Genomic DNA, 22,973 nt, shown 5'->3' with positions numbered 1-22,973 from the left:
GCGGATAACGGTGGCCTGTATACCTCGATGGGTGCCCAGTTTCGCTGGGTGGCCGGGTCCGGCAATGAGCTGCCGTCACTCTTGACGGCGCGCGAAAACCTCGCAATTGTACGCCAGCCTGTTCAGCCTGCGCTGGCAAGGCCGGCCTGACGCAGCGATTCGATCTCGGCGCGCATCTGGGCGATGCGCTGCAGATCTTCTCCTTGCGGATTGCTGCCTATCAGTTGGCGAACCTGCTCGTTGATGTGTTCGATTCGCAGCTTCCTGAGCATGTGTTGCAGATCTTCGAGCAGTGGTTCCTGCTCTGCGTGCAAACCAGAGGTGAGCCGCCTCGCTTGGTCCAGCATGCCGTCGGCCTCCAGCACTGGCTCCAGAGCCGACCAGGGGCATGGCCCATGGTGGACGAGAAAGCGTTCCAGCCAACGAACCATCTCGCCGTGGCTGCCGGGCAATTCATGAAGCAGGTGCTGGTCATCGGCACTCAACTGTTCCCACCATTGGTTGCCAAGCAGCAGCAGGCGCAGTGCATGGTCGGCAGGGCCGGGCGGCTGGCGCCGCGGCAGTCCTTGCGTTTCATCGATCGGCTCGCCACGACGCTTCCATGAGCCTGGCTTCCAGTCCTTCTTCCAGGCCCGCGGAGCCGTGTCCTTCGATGATCGCGGCTGCTCGCCAGCCGTCTGCGGCTGAGTTTCGGAGTCCTGGCGGGTCTCGGGCATGGACTTGGCGCTGCCTTGCCACAGGCTGATGAGTTCCTGATCTGGCAACTGGGCCCGGCGTGCCAGATCGCCGAGCAGTTGGCGCTGGAGCAGGCCTGCGGGCAAGGCGGCCCACAGCGGGCGGGCATTGGCGAGCAAGCGCGCGCGTCCCTCTGCGCTGGACAGATCGCAGCCTTCGGCAGCGCTTTCCAGGATCTGGCGAGACAAGGGGACCGCGTCCTCGACACAGCGCTCAAAGGCGGCTGCGCCGAATTCCCGAACATAGGAATCTGGATCATGCTCGGCCGGCAGGAACAGGAACTTGATTGTCCGTGTATCGCTGGCATGCGGCAGTGCAGCTTCCAAGGCACGGCCGGCGGCGCGCCGACCGGCGGCGTCGCCATCAAAGCTGAAAATCACCGAGTCGGTGAAACGGAAGAGCTTGTGCACATGCTCGGCCGTGCAGGCGGTGCCCAGCGTGGCCACGGCGTTGTCGAAGCCGCTTTGGGCCAAGGCCACCACATCCATATAGCCCTCGACCACCAGTGCATAGCCGCGGCTGCGCAGCCCTTGCCGGCCCTCGAACAGGCCGTAGAGCTCGCGACCCTTGCTGAACACCGGGGTTTCCGGCGAGTTCAGGTACTTCGGCTCGCCCTTGTCCAGCACGCGGCCGCCGAAACCAATGGTCTCACCCTGCACGTTTCTGATCGGAAACATTATCCGGTCGCGGAAGCGGTCATACCGCTTCTGTTCGGTGCCTTCCTCGCCTTGGACGATCACCAACCCGGCCTCGCTGAGCAGCGGATCGTCATAGGACGGGAAGGCGCTGGCCAGCGCTCGCCAGCCCTCTGGCGCATAGCCGAGTGCGAAGCGTGCCGCAATCTGGCCGGTCAGGCCGCGGCGCTTGAGATAGTCGATGGCGCGCGGGCTCTGCTTAAGCTGGTGACGGTAGTGCCGGCTCGCTCGCTCCAGGACTTCGGTCAGCGTCGCCTGGCGTTGTTTTTGCTGTGCCGCACGCTCACGTTCGGCGGGGGAGCGTTCGTCCTCAGGGACTTGCATGCCGACTTGCTGAGCCAGATCTTGCACCGCGTCGATGAAGCCGATACCGCTGTGCTCCATCAGGAAACCGATCGCGTTGCCATGCACGCCGCAGCCAAAGCAGTGGTAAGTCTGGCGAGTCGGACTGACGATGAAGCTGGGCGACTTCTCGCCGTGGAAGGGGCACAGTCCCTTGTGGTTGATGCCGGCCTTCTTGAGGTCGACATGGCGCCCCACCACCTCGACGATGTCGACGCGGGCCAGCAGGTCCTGGATAAAGCCGGGTGGGATCACCGGTGCAAGTCTACAAGGGCAGGGTGTCGGGCTGCCGGCCGGCCAGCACGGGGGCTTGCTCGAACTGTTCGATCCACCCGGCGACTGCAGCAGCGGGCATCGCGCTCGCAATGCCATTGCCCTGGCCCAGTACGCAACCCATCGACACCAGGCTGCTGGCGTGCTGCGCGCTTTCCACGCCTTCGGCAACCACCTGGCAGCCAAAGTGGCGGGCCAGGTTGATGACGCCTTCAACTAGCGCCCGGTCCTTGCTGTCGATCAGCATGTTCTGCACGAAGGAACGATCGATCTTGAGCGTTTCCACGGTCAGCCGTTTCAGGTAGGTGAGGGTCGAATAGCCGGTGCCGAAGTCGTCAAGTGCGAAGCGTACGCCCAAGTTTCGGCACTGGCGGATCAGTGCTTGTGTGGCGTCGATGTCGGCCAGCGCGGCGGACTCCAGGACCTCGAGAACCAGATGCTGGGCCACCGAGTCCGGGTGCCGTGCCAACAACTCCTGCAGGCGTTGCCCAAAGTCCTCGGCCTGCAGGTGGCGGGCCGCGACATTGACGCTGAGCAGCAGATCGAGTCCAGCCGAAAGCCATTGGGCCGACTGTTTCAGCGCATTTTCCAAGACCCAGTCGCCGATCTGAACGCCCAAGCCTGTGTGCTCGACTTCGGGCAGGAAGAGCGCGGGTGCCAGAACGCCGCGCTCCGGGTGGTTCCAGCGCAACAAGGCTTCGACGCCGATCACGCGACCTTCCAGCAGATTGACCTTGGGTTGGTAGTAGAGCTGCAGCTCTCCTGCGTCCAGCGCTTCTTGCATGCGGCCGATCGCGACAACACGCGCCTCGCTGCGCAAGCGTTTTTCCGTGTCGAAGAACTGGTAACTGTTGCGGCCTGAGCGTTTGACCCGGTAGAGCGCGTGGGCTGCATGGCGGAGCAAGGTCTCGCCAGATGAATGATCGGCCGGGTACAGGGTTGCGCCCAGGCTCGCGGTGAGCTCAACCGCGTTGTCCTGTCCAGCGACGGGGAAGGGCGTTCGCAGCACATTGAGCATACGTTCGGCAGCCAGCCGTGCCTCGGCAGCATCGCGGCAGCGCAGGATCAGCCCGAACTCGTCACCACTCAGGCGCGCAAGCTGATCCGACCATTGGGCGGCGCTGCGCAGCGCGGTCTGGAGCCGTTGTGCGACCTGAACCAGCAGCTGATCCGCTACGGCTGCGCCCGCCTGCGCGTTCACGCGTGTGAACAGGTCGATGTCGAGGCAAGCCACGCACAGCATGAATCCCTCGGCCTCACTGGCCTGCAATGCGGCTTCCAGGCGCAACTTGAATTCGCGCAGGTTCGGCAACTCGGTCAGTTCGTCGTAGCTGTGCTGCCGCTCCAGCAGCGCTTGCTGCTGCAACTGCAGGGTCAAGTCATTGACGGTTACGACGCAAAAGCGCTGCGGGCCAAGGGGCTCTGGAATGGCGGAAAGCGTCAGCTCCAGGCACAGGGCGCGCCCATCAACGGCCGTGCAGCGCACCCGGCCCGTCCAGTGACCGATATCCGCGACCTGCTGCTGCAGTTGCAGCGGGTCAATGCCATTGCGCATCAGCGTGGGCGTACTGAGCGCCAGCGCGACTGCGCCGCTCAAGGCCTCGCGCGGCTCGCCGACGATGCGGCAATAGCTCGGATTGGCATCCAGCACATGAAAGCCGGTGTCGGTCACCACCAGTCCCTCGTGCAGGTGCTGGAAGAGGCTTGCGCTCATGCGCTGGCGCTCCTCTGCGACATGCCTCCAGTTCACATCAGCCAGTGTCGCCAAGAGGCGAAGTGGTTCGCCTTGAGGACTTCGTTCGAGAACTTGCAGACTCAACTCATGCCAGCGCCATTCGCGTCCGTTCTCGGTCGGCAGGCGGACGGCTTCACTGCAACGCGTATCGCCGCCTTGCCTCAACAGCCTGGTGAGCAATTCCAAAGCACGGCTGCGATCGACTGGGTGCGCCTTCGCCAGCCAATCATTCAGCACGGTCGGCCCGCTGTGGCCGATCAAGCGGGACCATTGCGCCGAGAGTGTTTGCGCGCCGGTTCTCAAATCCCATTCACCGACTCCGATGCCGGTGGCATCCAGCGCGCCTTGCCAGCGCTCGCGCTCCTCGCGCATCTCGTTCAGCAGTGTCTGCGCCAGCAGGGGAATAAGCGCAAGGCTGGCTGCATAGCCCCACAACAGGGCGACGCTCAGCGGCATGGCCGGGTGACTGAATGGCCCCAGCCCCATGACCGTGAACAGCGAGGCTTGCAGAACGAGGGCAAGCGCGAGCCCGGCGCTGACGACGAAACTTGCCACCCTCAGCGCCGTCCACATCAACAGCAGCGCTGGCACAAAGAGCCAGGGGCCACCACCGAAAACCGTTTGGGGTGGGCCCAGGAAGGCCCAGGTACTGCTGAGCAAACTTGCCAGCGCCAGCAGCCCCGCACCGGCCGCGCTGCCGAGGGTGCCTGCCTTGACGGACGCAGAGCGCAGGGCCAGCAGCAGTGGCGTCATGCAGAGGACTGCCATTGCCTCGGCGCCCCACTGACACCACAGCATGGGCAGCGTGCGTGCTGCATCGATCGTACCCAGCGCGAATTGACTCGACACGTTGACGCAGGCACTGATCAGTGGCCCGATCCCGGCCCCGACCAGTATCAGCAGGGCGAGATCGCGGCGACGGGTCATGCGCGCGTTCAGTCTCCATCGCTTCAGGATGCCGTGTGCGGCGCCCGCTCCGAGCAGGCCGGCGCTCGCGATCGCTGGGACAAGCAGCGGGTTGAAGCTCTGTGCCACAGCCACTGCCGCAAGTGCCAACCACACAGCGGGCGCTACACGCCAGCCGAAGTGAATCAGCGCGGCCAGGGCAACGGCGGCCGGAGGCCAGAACACGGCCGGGGACGGTGGCGCTGGGCTCAGTTGCAGGCCAAGCCAGCCTGCACACAGGCAAGCGAAGAAGACCAGCAGCGACTGCTCGAGCAGGGCGGCGCGGTTTCTCGAAGGCGTGACGCTGTGTGAGGGCTCATGTCCGGCGGACATATTTCTTGATGTGGCGAACGGACAGAGCGCATGCGCTCGGGATGGCCATGCTAGCAGTGAGGAATGGCGCTGCCGTCTGACTGACCTGCAAATGGGTGGGTACCCGCGTCTTGAGAGGCCCAAACAAAAAGGCTGCCCGGAAGGCAGCCTCGACAACATGCTTCAACGGACAGAAGCAAGGAGCAGCGCCCTCAGACGCTGAAATCATCGATCTTGGCGCCGGCGGCAATGGCCGCCTTCAGCCATTTGGGCTGAAGGCCTCGGCCACTCCATGTTTCGCCGGTTGCCTGATTGCGGTATTTGACGGCCACTTTGCTGGGCTTTACCAGCTTGGGGGTGCGCACGCTCAGATCGGCAAGGGTCAAGCCATATTCCGACATCAGGCTCTTCACTTTGGCGATGGCATCCGCGCGTTCGCGATCCTTGGTTTGCGCGATTTGCTCGTCGAGCGCGGCGCGCTGTGCCAATAGTTCCTTGAGTGACGACATATTTGCAAATCCTCGCTAGGTTTGTTTAAAGAGCCTATCGGGACAGCGCTGTTTGCGCCAAAACTCTCGATACTCTCTAGCGATTCATTATGCGCAGGCAGACCGGATTCCGCAATCCCTTCAAATCCGGGGTTTTGCTGATTCCCCCTGGGTTATGGCAAGCGCGCCACAAACCGGGGGGTGCCGAAAAACGCCAATTACTTCAAGCCAGCCTTGTCGAGCAAGACCTGAACCTTGGGGAGATTCGCTCCGACCGCAGAAATCGGGATGGTTTCGCTCTTGAAGTTGCCCATCGCTTCCAGCGCAGGGTTGCTGGCTCGAATTCCGGGCACGGCCGGCCATTCGTTGTTTCCATTGGCGAAATACACCTGTGCAGCGGGAGAGCTGAGGTACTCCAGGAAGCGGACGGCGTTGTCACGGTTCTTCGCGTGGCGTGCCACTGCGCCACCGGCAATATTCATGTGCGTGCCCCAAGATTGCTGATTGGGGAAAACCACGCCGAGCTTTTCAACCGTGGCCCTATCCTCGGGCTTGCTCGAGCGCATCATGCGCGCCAGGTAGTAGCTGTTGGTAATCGCAACGCTGCATTCACCACTAGCGGCAGCGCGGATCTGGTCGGTATCGCCGCCTTTGGGTTCGCGCGCCAGGTTAGCTACCAAGCCGTTCAACCAACGTTCAGTACGTTCAGCGCCCAGATGCTCGTAGAGCGCGCCAAACAGTGACAGGTTATAGGGGTGAGAGCCGCTGCGCAGGCAAATGCGCCCCTTGTTCTTCGGGTCCGCAAGTTCTTCATAGGTGTCGACATCGTCCTTGCTGACCGACATCTTGTTGTAGACGACGATGCGTGCGCGCGTCGAAAACCCGAACCACGCGGTGCCGGTGCCGGAATCCTTGCCGCGCAGATGCGCCGGGATGCGCTGATCAAGAACGGCAGACTTGATCGGCAGGAACAGATTTTCGGTCTCAGCCTTCCAAAGGCGCGCCGCGTCGACCAACAGCACCACATCCGCCGGGCTGTTCGCGCCCTCACTCTTCAGGCGGGCCAGCAGACCGGCATCATCGGTATCGACACGATTGATGCGGATTCCCGTGGCCTTGGTGAAATCCGAATAGAGCGCTTCGTCGGTCTGGTAGTGACGTGCCGAATAGATATTCAACACTTGTTCCTGCGCCTGCGCGGCAGAAACCAGACCGAGGGTCCAGATCAGAAGTTGGATGGGTTTGCTAGAGAAACGAAGGGGCAGCATGGTCAGCTCCAAGCGGGGGGGTCAACGATGAGCGGAATTGTAGTGCAAACAAGAATTATTCTTGTTCAATCCGAAAATCATCGGGCCTGCTGGGCTGAGACGCGCCCTTCGCGCGCGCCTCGCGTGTCCCTAGACTGTCCGTCAGGCGCTCGGCGGAACGTAGCCGGCCACTGCCTCGGCGCCAGAACCAAAGAAGAACTGCTCCATCTGGCGGGCAAGGTATTGGCGGGCGCGCTGGTCGGCCAGATTCAGCCGGTTCTCGTTGACCAGCATGGTCTGGTGCTTCATCCAGGCCGCCCAGGCCTCCTTGGACACGCCCTCATAGATGCGCTTGCCCAGTTCGCCCGGATAGGGGGCGAAGTCCAGGCCTTCGCCTTCTTTCTTCAGATAAACGCATTGCACGGTGCGGGCCATAGAACTACCTCGATATCAAACAGTGGATGAAGTTGCGGCGCACTGTAGCGTGCCCCGCTTGGCCTGGTGCAGGCCGGCTTTCTCGGTGCAATCAGCCCAGTCGCTTGACCAGCACCTGCGAGCGCCGGTCCCAGTTGTACTTGCGCTTGCGTTCTTCGGGCAGCCACTCGGGATCGACCGGCTGGAAGCCGCGCTTGATGAACCAATGCATGGTGCGGGTGGTCAGCACGAAGATGCTGCTCAAACCCTGTGCGCGCGCGCGCTGCTCGACCCGCTTGAGTATGCGGTCGCCATCACCCTGACCCTGCACGTCGGGCGAGACTGTCAGCGCGGCCATCTCGGCCGTGCGTGCTTCCACATAGGGGTAGAGCGCGGCGCAGCCGAAGATCACGCCGTCATGCTCGATCACGGTGTAGAGCTCCACATCGCGTTCGATCTCGGTGCGGTCGCGCTTGACCAAGGTGCCATCGCGCTCGAACGGCTCGATCAGGGCGATGATGCCGCCAACGTCATCGCTGGTCGCCTCGCGCAGGCTCTCCAGCTTTTCGTCGACCACCATGGTGCCGATGCCGTCGTGGGTGTAGACCTCCTGCAGCAGCGCGCCGTCCACCGCCAGCGGCAGGATGTGGGTCCGCTCCACGCCAGCCTTGCAGGCCTTGACGCAATGCTGCAGATAGAACGCCACGTCAGTGGGCTGCGTGGGGCGCGGCAGCGAGGCCAGCATGCGCTCGGCATCGGCCAGCGCGAGTTCGGTGTCGATCGGGCTGTCCAGATCGGCCGGGTTCTCGCGCACACCGGGCACCTCGGTCAGGAACAGCAGCTTGTCAGCCTGCAGGGCAATGGCGGCATTGGTGGCCACCTCCTCCATCATCAGGTTGAAGGCCTCACCGGTGGGCGAGAAGCCGAAGGGCGAGAGCAGCACGATGGCGCCCGAATCGATGGCACGCTGAATGGCTGCCGCATCGACCTTGCGCACCAGTCCGCTGTGCTGATAGTCGACGCCATCGACGATGCCGACCGGGCGGGCGGTCAGGAAGTTGCCGGAGACCACGCGCACCGTGGCATTGGCCATCGGCGTGTTGGGCAGGCCTTGCGAGAAGGCCGCCTCAATCTCGAAACGCAACTGCCCGGCAGCTTCCTGGGCGCAATCCAGGGCGATCGCGTCGGTGATGCGCACGCCCTGGTGATAGCGCGGCTGCTGGCCTTTGGCAGCGAGCTGCTCATTCACCTGCGGACGAAAGCCATGCACCAGCACGATCTTGATGCCCATCGCGTGCAGGATGGAGAGATCCTGCACGAAGGCATTGAGCTTGCCCGCCGCGACCAGCTCACCTGGCATGCCGACCACGAAGGTCTCGCCGCGGTAGGCGTGGATGTAAGGCGCCACCGAGCGGAACCAGGGGACGAAGGTGTGGGGAAAGACAAGGCTCATGGGGCGGAATTGTGCCGCAGCGCTGCCGGCCCGGCCTGGGTGCTGGAAGGCACTTGCCGGCGGCTGTGCGATGCGCGAGCATGAAGTTCCGCAACCGTTCTCCGTTTGCAATGGACAAGGAGCAAGCCATGGACGTCTTTACTACATCCGGTGCTTTCAGCTGGTCGGAGTTGATGACCACCGACCCCGCTGCCGCCGCGGAGTTCTACGGCAGCCTGTTCGGGTGGCGCATCGAATCGATGGACACGCCCACAGGCAAGTACCACCTGGCCAAGATTGGCGACACGGCAATCGCCGGCATGATGGCCAGTCAGGACGCCGCTGCGCAGATGCCCCCGGCCTGGGGCTGCTACGTCACCGTGGCGGATGTCGATGCAGCTATCGCCAAGTGCAGCGCGCTGGGCGGCACGGTGCTGATGCCAGCGATGGACGTGCCCACCGTCGGCCGCATGGCCTGTATCCAGGACCCGCAGGGCGCGGCTATCAACATCATCTGCTACGAGCCCAAGCCGGCCTGATACAGCGGCAGGCGCCGAGGTTTTGCGGGGCGCAGATAATCCGCGCCTCGTGAATCAGAACAAGCCTTCCCCACCTTCCGGCAAGCCGGCCCCGTCCGCAGGGGCTCCGCGTCCGCCTCGCCCGCCGCGACAGGAGCGTCCGCTGCCGCCGGCCAATCCGCTGCCGCCGATCAACTTTCCCGAATCGCTGCCGGTCTCTGGCCGGCGCGAGGAGATCGCGCGCCTGCTGGCCGAGCACCAAGTCATCATCGTCTGTGGCGAGACCGGCTCGGGCAAGACCACGCAGCTGCCCAAGATCGCGCTGGCGATGGGGCGCGGCCGCGCCAACGGTGGCGGCCTGATCGGCCACACCCAGCCGCGCCGCATCGCCGCCAGCAGCGTGGCCAAGCGTATCGCCGAGGAGCTGAACACGCCGCTGGGTGAGGTGGTCGGCTACAAGGTGCGTTTCCAGGACCGGCTGCAGCCGGGCGCCAGCGTCAAGCTGATGACCGACGGCATCCTGCTCGCCGAGACGCAGACCGATCCGCTGCTCAAGGCTTACGACACGCTGATCATCGACGAGGCGCATGAGCGCAGCCTCAACATCGACTTCCTGCTCGGCTATCTGCGCGAGATCCTCGCGCGGCGGCCGGACCTGAAGGTGATCGTCACCTCGGCCACCATCGACGCTGATCGTTTCGCGCAGCACTTTGCCGGAGCCAAGGGTCCGGCGCCGGTGGTGATGGTTTCGGGCCGCACCTTCCCGGTGGAGCAGCGCTACCGGCCTTTTGAAGAATCGCGCGAGTACGACCTCAACAACGCGATCACCGACGCGGTGGACGAGCTATGGCGCGAGGGCGGCGGCGATGTGCTGGTTTTCTTGCCTGGCGAGCGCGAGATCCGCGAGGCAGCCGAGGCGCTGCGCAAGCACCATCCGCCGGGCGTCGAGGTGCTGCCCTTGTTCGCGCGCCTGTCGCAGCAGGAGCAGGACCGCGTCTTCGAGCCGCATGGCCAGCGCCGCATCGTGCTGGCCACCAATGTGGCCGAAACCTCGCTGACCGTGCCCGGCATCCGCTATGTGATCGACCCGGGCCTGGCGCGCGTGAAGCGCTACAGCTATCGCAACAAGGTCGAGCAGCTGCAGATCGAGCCCGTCAGCCAGGCCGCTGCCAACCAGCGTGCCGGCCGTTGCGGTCGCGTGGCCAACGGCATCTGCATCCGCCTGTACGACGAGAAGAGCTTTAACGAGCGGCCGCGTTTCACCGACCCCGAGATCCTGCGTTCATCGCTCGCTGGCGTGATTCTGCGCATGAAGGCGCTGCACCTGGGGCAGGTTGAGGACTTCCCCTTCATCGAGCCGCCGCCGCGCAAGGCCGTGGCCGACGGCTACCAGCTGCTGGCCGAGCTGGGCGCCGTTGACGAGCTGAACGAGCTCACGTCCATGGGCAAGGAGCTCTCCAAGCTGCCGCTGGACCCGCGGGTGGGCCGCATGATCCTGGAGGCCAAGAACCGCGAGGCCCTCTCCGAGGTGCTGATCATCGCCAGCGCGCTCTCCGGCCAGGACGTGCGCGACCGCCCGATGGAGCAGCAGCAGCAGGCGGATGAGAAGCACAAGAAGTTCGACGACGAGCGCTCGGAGTTCATGGGCTATCTGAAGCTGTGGAAGTGGATTGGCGAGTCGCGCGGCGGCGAGGGAGAACATCGCCTTTCCAATCGCAAGCAGGAGCAGTTGCTGCGCGACAACTTCGTCAGCCCGCGCCGCGTGCGCGAGTGGCGCGACATCTATTCGCAGCTGCACACCGTGGTGGCCGAGCACGGCTGGCGCATGAACGGCGCACCCGCCACCTACGAGCAGGTGCATCTGTCGATGCTGGCCGGCCTGCTGGGCAATATCGGATGCAAGGCCGATGAGGACGACTGGTACCTGGGTGCGCGGGGCATCAAGTTCTGGCGCCATCCCGGCGCGCACCTGAGCAAGAAGCCTGGCCGCTGGATCGTTGCGGCCGAGCTGGTGGACACCACACGCCTGTTCGGCCGGGGCATCGCGAATATCGAGCCGCAGTGGTTGCCGGGCATCGCCGGCCACCTGATCAAGACCCAGCTGATGGAGCCGCACTGGGAGAAGAAGGCCGCGGAAGTGATCGCGCTGGAGCGCGCCACCCTCTACGGCATCGTCATCTATGCGGGCAGGCGGGTGAACTTCGGCCGGGTGGATCCGGTGGCGGCGCGCGACATCTTCATCCGCGAATGCCTGGTCAACGGCGAGTGGCCGGAAGACCTGTTTCGCAAGCTGCCCTTCCTGTCCCACAACCAGAAGCAGATCGCCAAGGTCGAGGAGCTGGAGCACAAGTCGCGCCGCCAGGATGTGCTGATTGATGACGAGCTGATCTACGCCTATTACGACGAGCATCTGCCCGCCGAGGTCTGCTCCGGCGTGACGCTGGAGAAGTGGTACCGCGAGGCCAGCAAGCGCGAGCCCAAGCTGCTGATGCTCAGCCGAGACGAGCTGATGCGCCACGAGGCCGCGGGCGTCACCAGCAATGCCTTTCCCAAGACCGTGCGCCTGGGCGGCGTCGATTGCAAGGCGGACTATCTGCATGAGCCAGGCGATGCCCGCGACGGCCTGACCGTCACCGTGCCCATCTATGCGCTCAACCAAGTCAGCGAGGAGCGCTGCGAATGGCTGGTGCCGGGCATGCTGGCGCCCAAGGTCACCACGCTGCTGAAGAGTCTGCACCAGAAGCCGCGCGCACGCCTGGTGCCGCTGCCGGATTTCGTGGCCGAGTTCTGCGAGCTCAATGCTTTTGCCCACGGCAGCCTGATCGAGGTGCTGCTCAAGGCGGTGCGCGAGCGCAGCCAGCTGGCGGTGCAGCGCAATGACTTCAAGATCGAACAGGTGCCGGCCCATCTGTTCATGAACTTCCGCATCGTCGACGAGCATGGCCGCCAGCTCGGGCTGGGCCGCAACTTGGCCGCGCTCAAGGCCGAGCTGGGTTCGCAGGCGCGTTCGGCCTTCCAGGCCCTGGCGGCGCTGAAGCTGCCGGCCGCGGCGGCGCCGGAGCCGGCTGCTGCGCAGGCGCCAGTCGCCAAGGGCGGTGTGCGCGCCGAGATCGTTCAGAAGGCCAAGGCCGAGCCGGTCGTGGACGCCAGCGCGCGTTACACCGCCTGGAGCTTCGGCGAGCTGCCCGAGTTGATGGAGGTGAACAAGGGGCCGCAGACGCTGATCGGCTTCCCGGCGCTGATCGACCGTGGCACGCATGTGGAGATCGAAGTCTTCGACGAGCCCGAGGTCGCGGCCACCCGGCACCGGCTGGGCCTGCGCAGGCTGGTGGCGTTGCAGCTCAAGGAGCCGCTGAAGTATCTGGAGAAGAACATCCCCGATCTGCAGAAGATGGCGGTGGCCTTCATGAGCCTGGGCACGTCGGAGGAGCTGCGCGACCAGATCATCGGCGTGGCGCTGGACCGCGCCTTCCTGGCTGATCCGCTGCCCACCGACGAGTTCAAGTTCAAGGCCCGCATCGAGGAAGGCCGCGCGCGCCTGAACCTGATTGCGCAGGAAGTGGCGCGCCAGACCGGCATCGTGCTGCTGGAGCTCCAGGCCGCCACGCGCAAGCTCAAGGATGCCCGCGCGCCCAAGGATGTGGCCGAGGACATCACGGCACAGCTACAGCGCCTGTGTCCGAAGTCCTTCGTCACGGCCACACCGTGGAGCCAGCTGCAGCATCTGCCGCGCTACCTGAAGGCGATCAGCGTGCGCTTGGACAAGCTGCGCGCCGATGCGGCGCGCGACGCCAAGCTGATGAGCGAATACCGCCCGCTGGAGCAGCGCTGGCAGCGCCGCGTGGCCGAGCTCAAGGGCACGGCCGACGCGCGGCTGGCGGACTTCCGCTGGCAGTTGGAAGAGCTGCGCGTGAGCCTGTTTGCGCAGGAGTTGCGCACGCCACAGCCCGTCAGCGTCAAACGCCTGGACAAAGTCTGGGCGCAGCTTGCAAGCTGAGGCGGCACACGCGATCCGGAAGGGTCGCGTCGGCTGCCGAAGGCCGGCACGCGATACAAGCGGGCCGGCTGAACCTGCGCTTTGCTGCTGGAGCCGTGCAACGCCATCGCCTGAGCCGGGAAAGCGGTTCAGTTCCAGCCATCGGGCAGCGCAGAATCTGTATCCAATACAACTGACCTTACCTTGCCCTAGCCCTGCCAGCGCCCAACGTGCCGAACGAAGACTCATCAAGTAGCCAGACCCGTGCCGGCTCGACGGCACCCTCCGGCGCGCCCATGCGGCGCTTCGGCCGCTTCGAGTTGAAAGCTCTGCTGAGCAAGACGGCGCGCAGCATGATGTGGCTGGCCTTCGACCCGCGCGCGTCGCAGGACATGCTCTTGTGCATGCCCCGCACGGCCCCGGCCGACCCGCAAGCCCTTGCCGATTGGATCAGGCGGGCAGGCGTGGGCGCGCGCATCCAGCATCCCAACCTTGCGCATGCGGTGGAGGTGTCCCAGGTCGAGCGTTGGCCTTTCATCGCCTATGACCGCGCCTTGGGCGAAACGCTGGAAGAGCGCCTGGCCCGAGATCGAGTGGTGCTGCCGATGGAGTGGTCGGGCTGGATCTGCCAGGCCTTGGACGGTCTGGCCTTCGCCCATGAGTCCGGCCATGCGCATCGAGACATTCAGCTCTCCAGCCTGCTGATCGATGGTGCGGGGCATGTTCGGCTGCTGGGCCTGGAGGTGGCTCAAGAGCCTGCGCTGGCTGGCGAAGACTTCAACACCGCCACACGGCGTGTCGTGCGCGAGGCGGCCGAGGAAGATGTGCTGCGCATGGGCCTGCTGCTGCACCGCGGGCTGACTGCACGCCCGGTGCTGGAGCAGAACGATCTGCAGCAGGTGATCCAACTGATGCAGCCCAAAGGCCAGGAGCTGGTGCGCCTGGGCTGGGAGACGCCGCATCCGATTGCCGAGCCGCTGCGTGCCATTGCCAATCGATCGACCGATAGGCAGGCCCGTCAGCGCTATCACAGCGCACGCAGCTTCCTGCGGGCGCTGGAGGGCTGGCGCAGTGCGGCCAATGACCAGGGTGGTGCCATCGCTCTGTTGCTCGACCGCGTGCAACGCTATGGCCATCTTCCGATTAGCTCGACCCGCTTGCAGCGCGCCGTGCAGTCCTCCGGCCTCGAGAATCAGCACGCCAGCGCTTTGTCGACCCTGGTGCTTCAGGATGTGGCGCTGAGCCTGGAACTGCTGCGGCGCGTCAACAATGCCCTGAAGCAGGAAGGGCTGGAGTCGGGCGGCGGCGCCGTGCTCAATATGCAGCGCGCGATTGCGATGCTGGGGCTCAACGGTGTGCAGGCCGCAGCCCGTTCACTGAAGATTTGGCCTGGCACGCTCAACGAACAGCAAGCTGGCTGGATGCAGACGCTGATGAAGCGTGTGCATCGCGCCGGCCAAATCGCACAGGCCCTGCGGCCGGCCGGCTATGACGCCGAAGTGGTCTACCTGATCACGACCTTGCAGAACCTGGGGCGGCTGCTGCTGCAATATCACTTTCCGGAAGACGCGCAGCAGATCCGCCAGCTGATGCAGCCGCCCGAGCCCACAGTCGATGCGCCGCATCCCGCCGGCATGAGCGAGCAGGCCGCAGCCTATGCCGTACTGGGCTGCGACCTGGAGTCGATTGGTGCGGCAGTGGCCCGCCAATGGAGCCTGGGTGAAGAACTGCTGCACATGATCCGCCGCCAGGGCAGCGATGCACCGGTGCGCAGCGCCGGCACTGATGCGGAACTGCTGCGCCTGAGCTGCAGTCTGGCCAACGAACTGGTCGAGGCGCTGCTCTTGCCCGAGGAGCGTCGCAAGGCCGGGGTCGAACTTGTCACGCGCCGCTATGCGCGTGTCTTGGGAATCGGATTGCGCGAGGTCTATCTGGCTTTGCAGCCACCGTCCGCTGCCCCGACAGCGGCCCCGACAGCCGGCGCCTCAACGAGCGAAGCTGAAGCCGGGCGCCCTGCAGAGCCGGCAGACGCCTCTGCGGCAACCGTGGCGCCCGCGCCTGCACCCGCCGTTCCCATCCCGTCGCGCCTGCGAGCCCGGGCTGCCGGTGACGGTTCGGTGCCAGAGCGCGGCAACTGACGCTCTCGTCCAGGCCAGCGCATGTCCACCCTTGCAGGCTCCCAGACCGGTTCCGGCTCCACCCCTGAACTCGGCCGCTTCCTGCTGCTGCGCAAGCTGGGCGAAGGGGCTCAGGCGACGGTCTGGTTGGCCCATGACCCGCGCCTGGACCGGGAGGTTGCCGTGAAGGTGCTGCATGCCAGCCTTGACGCAGACCGCGTCGATGCCGGCTTGCACGAAGCGCGCGCGGTGAGCCGGCTCACGCATCCGAACATCGTGCCGGTGTTCGAGGCCGATCTGCAGGATGGCCAAGCCTACATGGTGTTCGAGTATGTCGATGGGCCGACGCTCGCCATGCGCCTGCGCGACGGCCCGCCGCTGCCTACCAAGGCCGCAGTCGAGCTGATGCTGGGGGTGCTGGACGGCTTGCAAGCAGCCCATGCTGCGGGTGTGGTGCACCGTGACCTCAAGCCCTCCAACATCCTGCTCGATGCCAAGGGCCGTCCGCATGTGATGGACTTTGGCATTGCGGACCGCATCAGCGAGTCGGGCAGCAACCGCGAGCCGGCCCGGCGCATCGTCGGCACGCCGGGCTATATCTCGCCTGAGGCAGCGCGTGGGGAAACTCCTTGCCCGCAGATGGATGTGTTTGCGGCGGCCGTGCTGCTGGGCGAGTTGCTGTCCGGGCAGCGACTCAATTACGACCCCGACCCCTGGCGTGCGGTGCGCCGCGCGGCCGAGCGAGACCTGACCCTGCCGACCGGCCTGGACGCGGAGGTTGATGACCGGCTGCGCGCAATCGTGATGCGGGGCCTGGCGCGCGATATTGAGCAGCGCTGGCCCAGCGCCAGGGCCTTTCACGATGCGCTGGCCGAGTGGCTGCACCCGGAGCTGGAGCCCGGCGCCGAGGGGGTGGATGGTGTGGCACTGGAGTTTCTGCTGCGCCGCATGCGGCTGCGCAGCGACTTCCCCGCGATGTCCGACGCGGTGGCGCGCATCCAGCGCTTGACCCAGTCCGATACCGAGAGCCTGAACAGCCTGTCCAATGAAATCCTGAAGGACGTGGCGCTCACCCACAAGCTGCTGCGCCTGGTCAACACCGCGCATTACCGCCATGCGGGTGGGGGCGGCATCAGCACCGTGTCGCGCGCAGCGGCGCTGATCGGCTTTGCCGGCATTCGCAATCTGGCCTTGTCGCTGATCTTGCTGGAGCGCATGGAGAACCGTGCGCATGCGCAGCAGCTGCGTGAGGAGTTTCTGCGTTCGCAGATGGCGGGCGCCTTGGGTCGGGAGCTGTCCCCAAGCACGCGCGAGAGCGAAGAGAGCTTCCTGGCGGCGATGTTCCAGAGCCTCGGGCGCCTGCTGTGCGAGTTCTACTTTCCGGAAGAGGCCCAGCAGGTGCGGCGCTTGATGAGCAGCGAGCGCAATGTCGAGCGCGCCAGGCCGCCGGTGAGTGAGCCGGCAGCCTCGGTGCAGGTGCTGGGTCTGAGCTACGAGCAATTGGGTCTGGGTGTCGCCAAGCAATGGGGTCTGCCAGAGGCGCTGCAAAGCAGCATGCGGCGCCCCATCGGTGAGCCGCCGACCCGCATGCTGGGCAGTCCCATCGAGCGCCAACGCTGGCTGGCGCGTGCCGCCAACGAGATGACCGATGTGATCCTGCAGAGCGAACCGTCGGAAGCGCATGCCCGGCTCAAGGCCATGGCGCAGCGCTACTCCAGGGCGCTCGATGTGCCCGTCGATCAGTTCGAGGCTGCAGCCGATCAGGCGCGCCAGCGACTGGCCGACGTGGCGCAAGCCATGGATATCCACATCGCCAAGAACTCTCGTGCGCAGCGTCTTTTGGCGCCTTTGCAGTCGAGCACGGGCGACAGCCTGTCGCCGCATGAGTTGCAGGCAACCTTGGCCACAGAGCGCACCCAAAGCCTGAGCGAAGCGGCCCCGACGCGCGAGCAGGCGGTCCAGACCCTGGCGGCGGGCGTGCAGGACATCACCGACTCCATGGTTGAGGACTTCAAGCTCAACGAGGTGATGCGCATGATCCTGGAGACCATATACCGCGGCCTGGGCTTTCGGCGGGTGGTGTTCTGCCTGCGCGACCCGAAGACCGAGATGCTGACCGGGCGCTTCGGGCTGGGCGAGGGCGTCGAAGCCCTGACGCCGTTGTTCAGAGTGCCGCTGCGGCAGCCGGCCGGCATGCAGCTCGACCTGTTCGCGGCGGTTTGCCAGAAGGGGGTAGACACCTTGATTGCCGACGCGTCGGATCCCAAGATCGCGGAGCGTCTGCCGGCTTGGTTCATGGGGGCGCCCAAGGCGCCCAGCTTCCTGATCCTGCCGATGCTGCTGAAGGGCACGCCGTTCGCGATGATCTATGCCGACAAGGCCAAGCCCGGCAGCATCGATCTGGGAGAGAAGGAGTTGTCCCTGCTGCGCACCCTGCGCAATCAGGCCGTGATGGCCTTCAGACAAGCCGGCTGAGCGTTCAGCCGCAAAGAAGAGGGGGGTTGACGAGCCTTACCCCCGGCACTGGTCACAACGGCTAGGGCTGCTTGGTTCCCCACCTGACCCGGTTGGCCGCGCTTCCATGCGAGGAGGCCCGTCAGGACGGATTGTAGCCCAGCGCCGGCGCTCGCCGCCCCGTGTCAGAGCCCGAGCAGGGCCTGACGCGTCATCGACAGGCCCATCACATAAGCCAGCATCAGCAGACCCAGCGCATAGCCGACCGCGCGGAAGCGCCCGGTGCCAACGGCCCAGTGCGCGCACACGCCGTAGACGACCAGCGCGATGAGTTTGGCGGCCAGCCAGCTGTCGCGCATCGGGTTGTGCTGCAGCAGTGACCACAGGCTCAGACCGCTGACGGCAAGCAGCGTGTAGGCGCCGAATGCCAGCGTCAGCACGCGGCCGTCCATGTGCCATTCGGCATCGAAGAGCGCGGCCAGGCCACGCACAACAAAGAACAGCACGCTGAACCAGGCCAGCAGTGCATGCATCTGCAGCATCTGCGAGTAGAACCAGTCCATCAGGCGTCTCTGCTGATTTGACTCAACTGATCCTGGCGCTGATGCGCAACGAGGTGGCGTTAGCGCAGCTGCAGATCATCGTCGCTGAAACGGATGTTCAGTGGCTCGATCAGCAACTGCTTGGAGCCGGCTTCCAGCGTGCCAGCCTGCCAGGCCTCGATACCGCAGGACTTGGCCACTTCGACCGTGCGAGCGGCGTCTTCCGCCTTGACGAAGATCGCGAAGCCAGCGCCCATGTTCAGCGTCGAGTAGGCCTCGCGGTCGTCTTGCTTGGCATGCTCCTGCATGAACTTCAGCACTGGGGTAACCGGCGGCACGGTGTGGATGCGGTAGGTGAACTGGCCCGGATGGCGCAGCAGCTTGCGCCAGCCGTGGCCGGTGATGTTGGCGCAGTAGTGCGGCTGGATGCCGGCCTTGAACAGGGCCTCGGTCACCGGCGAATACAGCACGGTGGGCGCCAGCAGCGCCTCGCCGTAAGTCAGGCCAGGCTCGATCTCGGTCAGGTAACCGTTCGGCAGGCGCTCGACCAGCTTGCGCGCCAGCGACAGGCCGTTGGCGTGGATGCCGCTGGAGGCCAGCAGCACGATGGCGTCGCCCGCACCCAGCTGGTCGCCCACCGACAGGCGCGTCTTGGGGTTGATCAGGCCAGTGCAGGAGGCCGCCAGGTCGATGCGACCTTCTTCGACGATGCCGGCCAGCGCCGGCGTCTCCCCGCCGCCCCAGGCCACCTGGCAGGTGTCGCAGGCTTTTTTCCAGCCCTCGACCAGGGCCTGCGCGCGCAGCTTGTCGCCGAACCAGTCGGAGCCACCAGCGGCCCAGTAGGCCTGCACCACCAGGGGTGTGGCGCCGACGGTGATCAGGTCATTGATCGCCATCGCGATGGTGTCCTGCGCGATGCCGGCATAAAAGCTCTTGCCGGTGAGCTTGCTCATCTCGTCGGCCACCAGGGTCTTGGTGCCGAGGCATTCGACGATGGAGGCCAAGTAGAACGGGCCCACATCCACCACATAGGCTGATTCGCCACGCGAGGCCAGCACTTCGGAGAAGCCATGACCGCCCAGATGGGCACCAGTGGCCGCTGCAGAGCGCTGCGCCGCGATCTTCAATGGATCGATCAGGTCGTAGTTGACCCCCGCTTGTTCATAGCTGAGGGTGTCGGGTGAGGAGGGGGCATGCGTGCTCATGGCCCGGATTATCGACGATGGTCCGACGCCTGCCGCCAGCGCAGCACCGATCCTGTCCCATCGATCAGCGGTACCCCCTCTGGTGCAAGAATCCGCCGCATTGCTGCGCACTTGAGACCTGGAACTTCATGAACGACAAGGCGAACGCCCGACCGACCCCCGTGCTGGCCATCCATGGCGGCGCAGGCACGCTGCTGCGCGGCGCGATGAGCGCCGATAAGGAACAGCGCTATCGCCAGGCGCTCGAAACCATCCTGCGGCATGGCCAGGCCCAGCTGGTTGCCGGTGACTCGGCGCTGGACGTGGTGGTCGAGGCGGTGCGCCGGCTGGAGGAGTGCGAGCTCTTCAATGCGGGCAAGGGCGCGGTCTACACTGCAGCGGCCCGTCATGAGCTCGATGCCTGCGTGATGGACGGGCATGACCTGCAGGCCGGTGCGGTGGCGGGCGTGAGCTGCACCCGCAACCCGGTGCTGCTGGCGCGCCTGGTGATGCAGCACAGCCCGCATCTGATGTTCACGGGCGCAGCGGCGGACGAACTGGCGCGTGCGCACGGGCTCGAGATGGTGGCGCCCGACTGGTTCGGCACGCCCGAGCGGCTGGCGCAGCTGCACATGGCGCAGCAGACCGAGTCGGGCCAGTTGCTGGACCATGACGGCCAGGCCCAGGCCCAGGCCGGGCATGGCAGCGGCCCGATCGACGAGGGCACCAAGTTCGGCACCGTCGGCGCGGTGGCGCTGGACGCGCAGGGCCATCTGGCCGCCGCCACCTCGACCGGTGGGATGACCAACAAGCAGCCCGGCCGGGTCGGCGATTCGCCCATCGTCGGTGCCGGTTGCTATGCCAATGATGCGACCGTGGCCATTTCCTGCACTGGCACAGGCGAGGCCTTCATCCGCGCCTGTGCGGCGCACGATGTGTCGGCGTTGATCGAGTATGCGGGCCTGGATCTGCAGGAGGCCTGCCGCCGCGTGGTGATGGAGAAGCTGCCGCGCCTCGGTGGCCGCGGCGGCCTGATCGCGGTTTCGGCCAAAGGCGAGGTCTGCCTGCCTTTCAACACCGAAGGCATGTACCGCGGCCAGGTGAGGGTGGGCGATGCCGCGCCCGCTGTCGGCATCTACGGCGAGGCATTCATATAAGCTTCCCCGCCGACAGGACTGCGCCTGCTCCTTACATAGAATGGCGCCCATGAGCTACCAGGTCCTCGCCCGCAAGTATCGCCCCCACAGTTTCGAGGAACTGGTGGGCCAAGAGCATGTGGTCCAGGCCCTGGCCAATGCCTTGACACAGCAGCGCCTGCATCACGCCTACCTGTTCACCGGCACGCGGGGTGTGGGCAAGACCACAGTCTCGCGCATCCTTGCCAAGAGCCTGAACTGCACCGGGGCGGACGGGAATGGTGGCATCACGGCCACGCCTTGCGGCGTCTGTCCGGCCTGCCGCGATATCGATGCCGGGCGCTTTGTCGACTACGTGGAGCTCGACGCGGCCTCGAATCGCGGCGTCGAGGAAATCTCGCAGCTGCTCGACCAGGCGGTCTACAAGCCGGTGGTCGGTCGCTTCAAGGTCTACATGATCGACGAAGTGCACATGCTCTCGAACACCGCCTTCAACGCGATGCTCAAGACGCTGGAGGAGCCGCCGGACTACCTGAAGTTCGTGCTGGCGACCACCGATCCGCAGAAGGTGCCGGTCACTGTGCTGTCGCGCTGCCTGCAGTTCAATCTGCGGCCGATGGCGCCGCAGAACGTGCTGTCGCATCTGACCCAGGTGCTGGCTGCGGAGAGCGTGCCGGCAGAAGCCGGTGCCTTGCGGCTGCTGGCGCGGGCGGCGCGCGGCTCGATGCGCGATGCGCTCTCCTTGACCGATCAGGCGATTGCCTTCGGCGCCGGCCAGCTTCAGGAAGCGGGCGTGCGCCAGATGCTGGGTTCGGTGGATCGCGGCCATGTGGTCGCCATCGTCGAGGCCCTGATCGCCGGCAGCGGCGAGGCGGTCGTGGCGCAGGCCGATGGGCTGCGCAATCTGGGCCTGTCCGCCGGTGGCACGCTGGAAGACCTGGCCTCCTTGCTGCAGCAGATGGCGGTGGCCCAGGCCGCGCCGAATGCACTTGACCCGCAGGAACCCGACAGCGCCGAGGCGCTGCGGCTGGCGGGCGACTTGCAGGCGGACGAGATTCAGCTGATGTACAGCATGGCCTTGCACGGGCGCCAGGAGCTGGCGCTGGCGCCGGACGAGTACGCGGGCCTGCTGATGGTCTTGCTGCGCATGCTGGCTTTTCGCCCCAAGGGTGCGGCAGGCCAGGGGGCAGAGCGTCCCCGGCCGGCCGCCGTGCCGGCTGCGGCCAGCGCGCCCTTGTTGCGCTCGGCGCCACCCAGCCTTGCGGTCAAGCCGGCTGTGCGTGTCGAGGAACCCAAGCCAGCCGCCGTCCAGGTCGCCGCCCCGGCGCCCGCGCCTGCCGGCACGGCCGCCCCGTCCGCACCGGCACCGGCACCGGCACCGGCACCGGTGGCTCAGTCATCGGCGACGCCGGCCGGGACTGCTGCACCCCAAGTACAGCGCAGCTTGGCCAGCAAGCCGGCTGACGCCCACAGTGCGCGGCTCAAGCCGCGGCCGCTGGCCGCTGCGCCGGCGCCGGCCGATGACGATCTGCCGCCCTGGCTGGATGCGCCGCCGGCCGATGAGGATGGCAGCGTCGTGCCGGAGGACTTCATTGCTGATGTGACATCGGCCACTGCAGCGCCAGAGCCGACCGGGGCCTATGCCTCGACCTCGGGCATGGATATCGCGCTGCGTCCGACCGCGCTCGGCGAACGCTGGTACGCGCTGGTCAAGCAGCTGAAGCTGGTGGCGCTGCCGCGCGAACTGGCGCTGCAGGCCGAATGCATTGCACTGGACGAGCAGGCCAGCCCGCAGCGCTGGCGCCTGCGTGTCGAGCGCGAATCGTTGCGTCAACCGGCGCTGCAGGACAAGCTGCAGGCGGCCATGACCGAGTTGCTCGGCACGACCGTGCAGTTGGAGCTGGAAGCCGGCATGGCCCAGGATTCGCCAGCGCTGCGTGACCAGTCCGAAGCCCAGGCACGCCAGCGCCGTGCCGAACAGATTGTTCTCGAGGACCCGCTGGTGCAGCAGTTGCTGAGCCAGTTCAAGACGGCACGCATCGTGCCCGGGTCCATCAAACCCCACTGAATACTCCAGGAGATACCAAGATGATGAAGGGTCAACTCGCAGGTCTGATGAAGCAGGCCCAGGCGATGCAGGACAACCTGAAGAAGGCGCAGGACGAACTCGGCAGCGTCGAGGTCGAAGGGCAGTCGGGCGCGGGCCTGGTCAAAGTGACCATGACCTGCAAGCACGACGTCAAGCGGGTCACCATCGACCCCAGCCTGCTGGCCGATGACAAGGACATGCTGGAAGACTTGGTGGCCGCAGCCTTCAATGATGCGGTGCGTCGTGCCGAGGCTGTCAGCCAGGAAAAGATGGGCAAGCTGACCGCCGGCATGCCGCTGCCGCCGGGCATGAAGTTCCCGTTCTGATGTTGCCCGCCGC

General features: G+C 65.7%; 15 protein-coding genes and 1 other RNA gene. 7 read left to right on the top strand and 9 right to left on the bottom strand.

The genetic code is table 11. From position 1 onward, the window contains the following. Positions 1 to 122: 122 nt before the first annotated feature. The 6 genes from dnaG to argA form a co-directional block, all read right to left on the bottom strand. The gene (gene dnaG / locus ACIQ67_RS08100; RefSeq protein ID WP_397533853.1) at positions 123 to 2,027 is read right to left on the bottom strand and encodes a DNA primase; all 1,905 of its coding nucleotides are present in this window, start codon (positions 2,025 to 2,027) and stop codon (positions 123 to 125) included. A gap of 10 nt (positions 2,028 to 2,037) precedes the next feature. Then, entirely contained in the window at positions 2,038 to 5,058 is a 3,021-nt protein-coding gene (locus ACIQ67_RS08095; protein ID WP_397533852.1) for an EAL domain-containing protein, read from the bottom strand. Between the two features lie 191 nt (positions 5,059 to 5,249). Continuing rightward, complete coding sequence (locus ACIQ67_RS08090) at positions 5,250 to 5,546, bottom strand: H-NS family nucleoid-associated regulatory protein (protein WP_397533851.1); 297 nt, start codon at positions 5,544 to 5,546, stop codon at positions 5,250 to 5,252. Positions 5,547 to 5,743: 197 nt separating this feature from the next. Continuing rightward, the gene (locus ACIQ67_RS08085; RefSeq protein WP_397533850.1) at positions 5,744 to 6,793 is read right to left on the bottom strand and encodes an extracellular solute-binding protein; all 1,050 of its coding nucleotides are present in this window, start codon (positions 6,791 to 6,793) and stop codon (positions 5,744 to 5,746) included. Positions 6,794 to 6,934: 141 nt separating this feature from the next. After that, the gene (locus tag ACIQ67_RS08080; RefSeq protein ID WP_397533849.1) at positions 6,935 to 7,207 is read right to left on the bottom strand and encodes an oxidative damage protection protein; all 273 of its coding nucleotides are present in this window, start codon (positions 7,205 to 7,207) and stop codon (positions 6,935 to 6,937) included. 91 nt (positions 7,208 to 7,298) lie between these two features. Next, positions 7,299 to 8,639, bottom strand: a complete 1,341-nt coding sequence (gene argA, locus ACIQ67_RS08075) for an amino-acid N-acetyltransferase (protein WP_397533848.1) — start codon at positions 8,637 to 8,639, stop codon at positions 7,299 to 7,301. A gap of 128 nt (positions 8,640 to 8,767) precedes the next feature. Here argA and ACIQ67_RS08070 point away from each other — a divergent pair, with 128 nt between their 5' ends. The 4 genes from ACIQ67_RS08070 (at position 8,768) to ACIQ67_RS08055 (ending at position 17,704) form a co-directional block, all read left to right on the top strand. Continuing rightward, positions 8,768 to 9,157 carry a VOC family protein gene (locus ACIQ67_RS08070; RefSeq protein ID WP_397533847.1) on the top strand — a complete coding sequence of 130 codons (390 nt, stop codon included), beginning with the start codon at positions 8,768 to 8,770 and terminating at the stop codon, positions 9,155 to 9,157. A 142-nt stretch (positions 9,158 to 9,299) separates the two neighbouring features. Beyond that, the gene (gene hrpA, locus ACIQ67_RS08065) at positions 9,300 to 13,133 is read left to right on the top strand and encodes an ATP-dependent RNA helicase HrpA (RefSeq protein ID WP_397533863.1); all 3,834 of its coding nucleotides are present in this window, start codon (positions 9,300 to 9,302) and stop codon (positions 13,131 to 13,133) included. 209 nt (positions 13,134 to 13,342) lie between these two features. Further along, entirely contained in the window at positions 13,343 to 15,250 is a 1,908-nt protein-coding gene (locus ACIQ67_RS08060; RefSeq protein WP_397533846.1) for an HDOD domain-containing protein, read from the top strand. Between the two features lie 21 nt (positions 15,251 to 15,271). After that, positions 15,272 to 17,704 carry an HDOD domain-containing protein gene (locus ACIQ67_RS08055; RefSeq protein WP_397533845.1) on the top strand — a complete coding sequence of 811 codons (2,433 nt, stop codon included), beginning with the start codon at positions 15,272 to 15,274 and terminating at the stop codon, positions 17,702 to 17,704. A 25-nt stretch (positions 17,705 to 17,729) separates the two neighbouring features. On the opposite strand, the gene ffs is transcribed toward ACIQ67_RS08055, so the two are convergent. From ffs to ACIQ67_RS08040, 3 genes are all read right to left on the bottom strand, one after another. Beyond that, positions 17,730 to 17,827: signal recognition particle sRNA small type (ffs, locus tag ACIQ67_RS08050), an RNA gene on the bottom strand. 41 nt (positions 17,828 to 17,868) lie between these two features. Continuing rightward, positions 17,869 to 18,246 (bottom strand): SirB2 family protein, encoded by a 378-nt coding sequence (locus ACIQ67_RS08045; RefSeq protein WP_397533844.1) that lies wholly within the window; start codon positions 18,244 to 18,246, stop codon positions 17,869 to 17,871. A gap of 59 nt (positions 18,247 to 18,305) precedes the next feature. Continuing rightward, positions 18,306 to 19,430, bottom strand: coding sequence for an AIR synthase related protein (locus ACIQ67_RS08040; RefSeq protein WP_397533843.1), 1,125 nt, complete (start codon positions 19,428 to 19,430; stop codon positions 18,306 to 18,308). Positions 19,431 to 19,558: 128 nt separating this feature from the next. Here ACIQ67_RS08040 and ACIQ67_RS08035 point away from each other — a divergent pair, with 128 nt between their 5' ends. The 3 genes from ACIQ67_RS08035 to ACIQ67_RS08025 are packed head-to-tail and all read left to right on the top strand — an operon-like array spanning position 19,559 to position 22,960. Then, positions 19,559 to 20,566, top strand: a complete 1,008-nt coding sequence (locus ACIQ67_RS08035) for an isoaspartyl peptidase/L-asparaginase family protein (protein WP_397533842.1) — start codon at positions 19,559 to 19,561, stop codon at positions 20,564 to 20,566. Positions 20,567 to 20,615: 49 nt separating this feature from the next. Further along, complete coding sequence (dnaX, locus tag ACIQ67_RS08030; RefSeq protein WP_397533841.1) at positions 20,616 to 22,613, top strand: DNA polymerase III subunit gamma/tau; 1,998 nt, start codon at positions 20,616 to 20,618, stop codon at positions 22,611 to 22,613. 20 nt (positions 22,614 to 22,633) lie between these two features. Next, positions 22,634 to 22,960: a YbaB/EbfC family nucleoid-associated protein gene (locus ACIQ67_RS08025; RefSeq protein ID WP_397533840.1), complete on the top strand. Its 327-nt coding sequence runs from the start codon at positions 22,634 to 22,636 to the stop codon at positions 22,958 to 22,960. Positions 22,961 to 22,973 lie beyond the last annotated feature (13 nt).

Source organism: Roseateles sp. (assembly GCF_044373315.1).
Classification (GTDB): Bacteria; Pseudomonadota; Gammaproteobacteria; order Burkholderiales; family Burkholderiaceae_C; genus JACDQM01.
The sequence above is the reverse complement of the archived record's forward strand: the minus strand, read 5'-3'. Positions and strand labels throughout refer to the sequence as shown.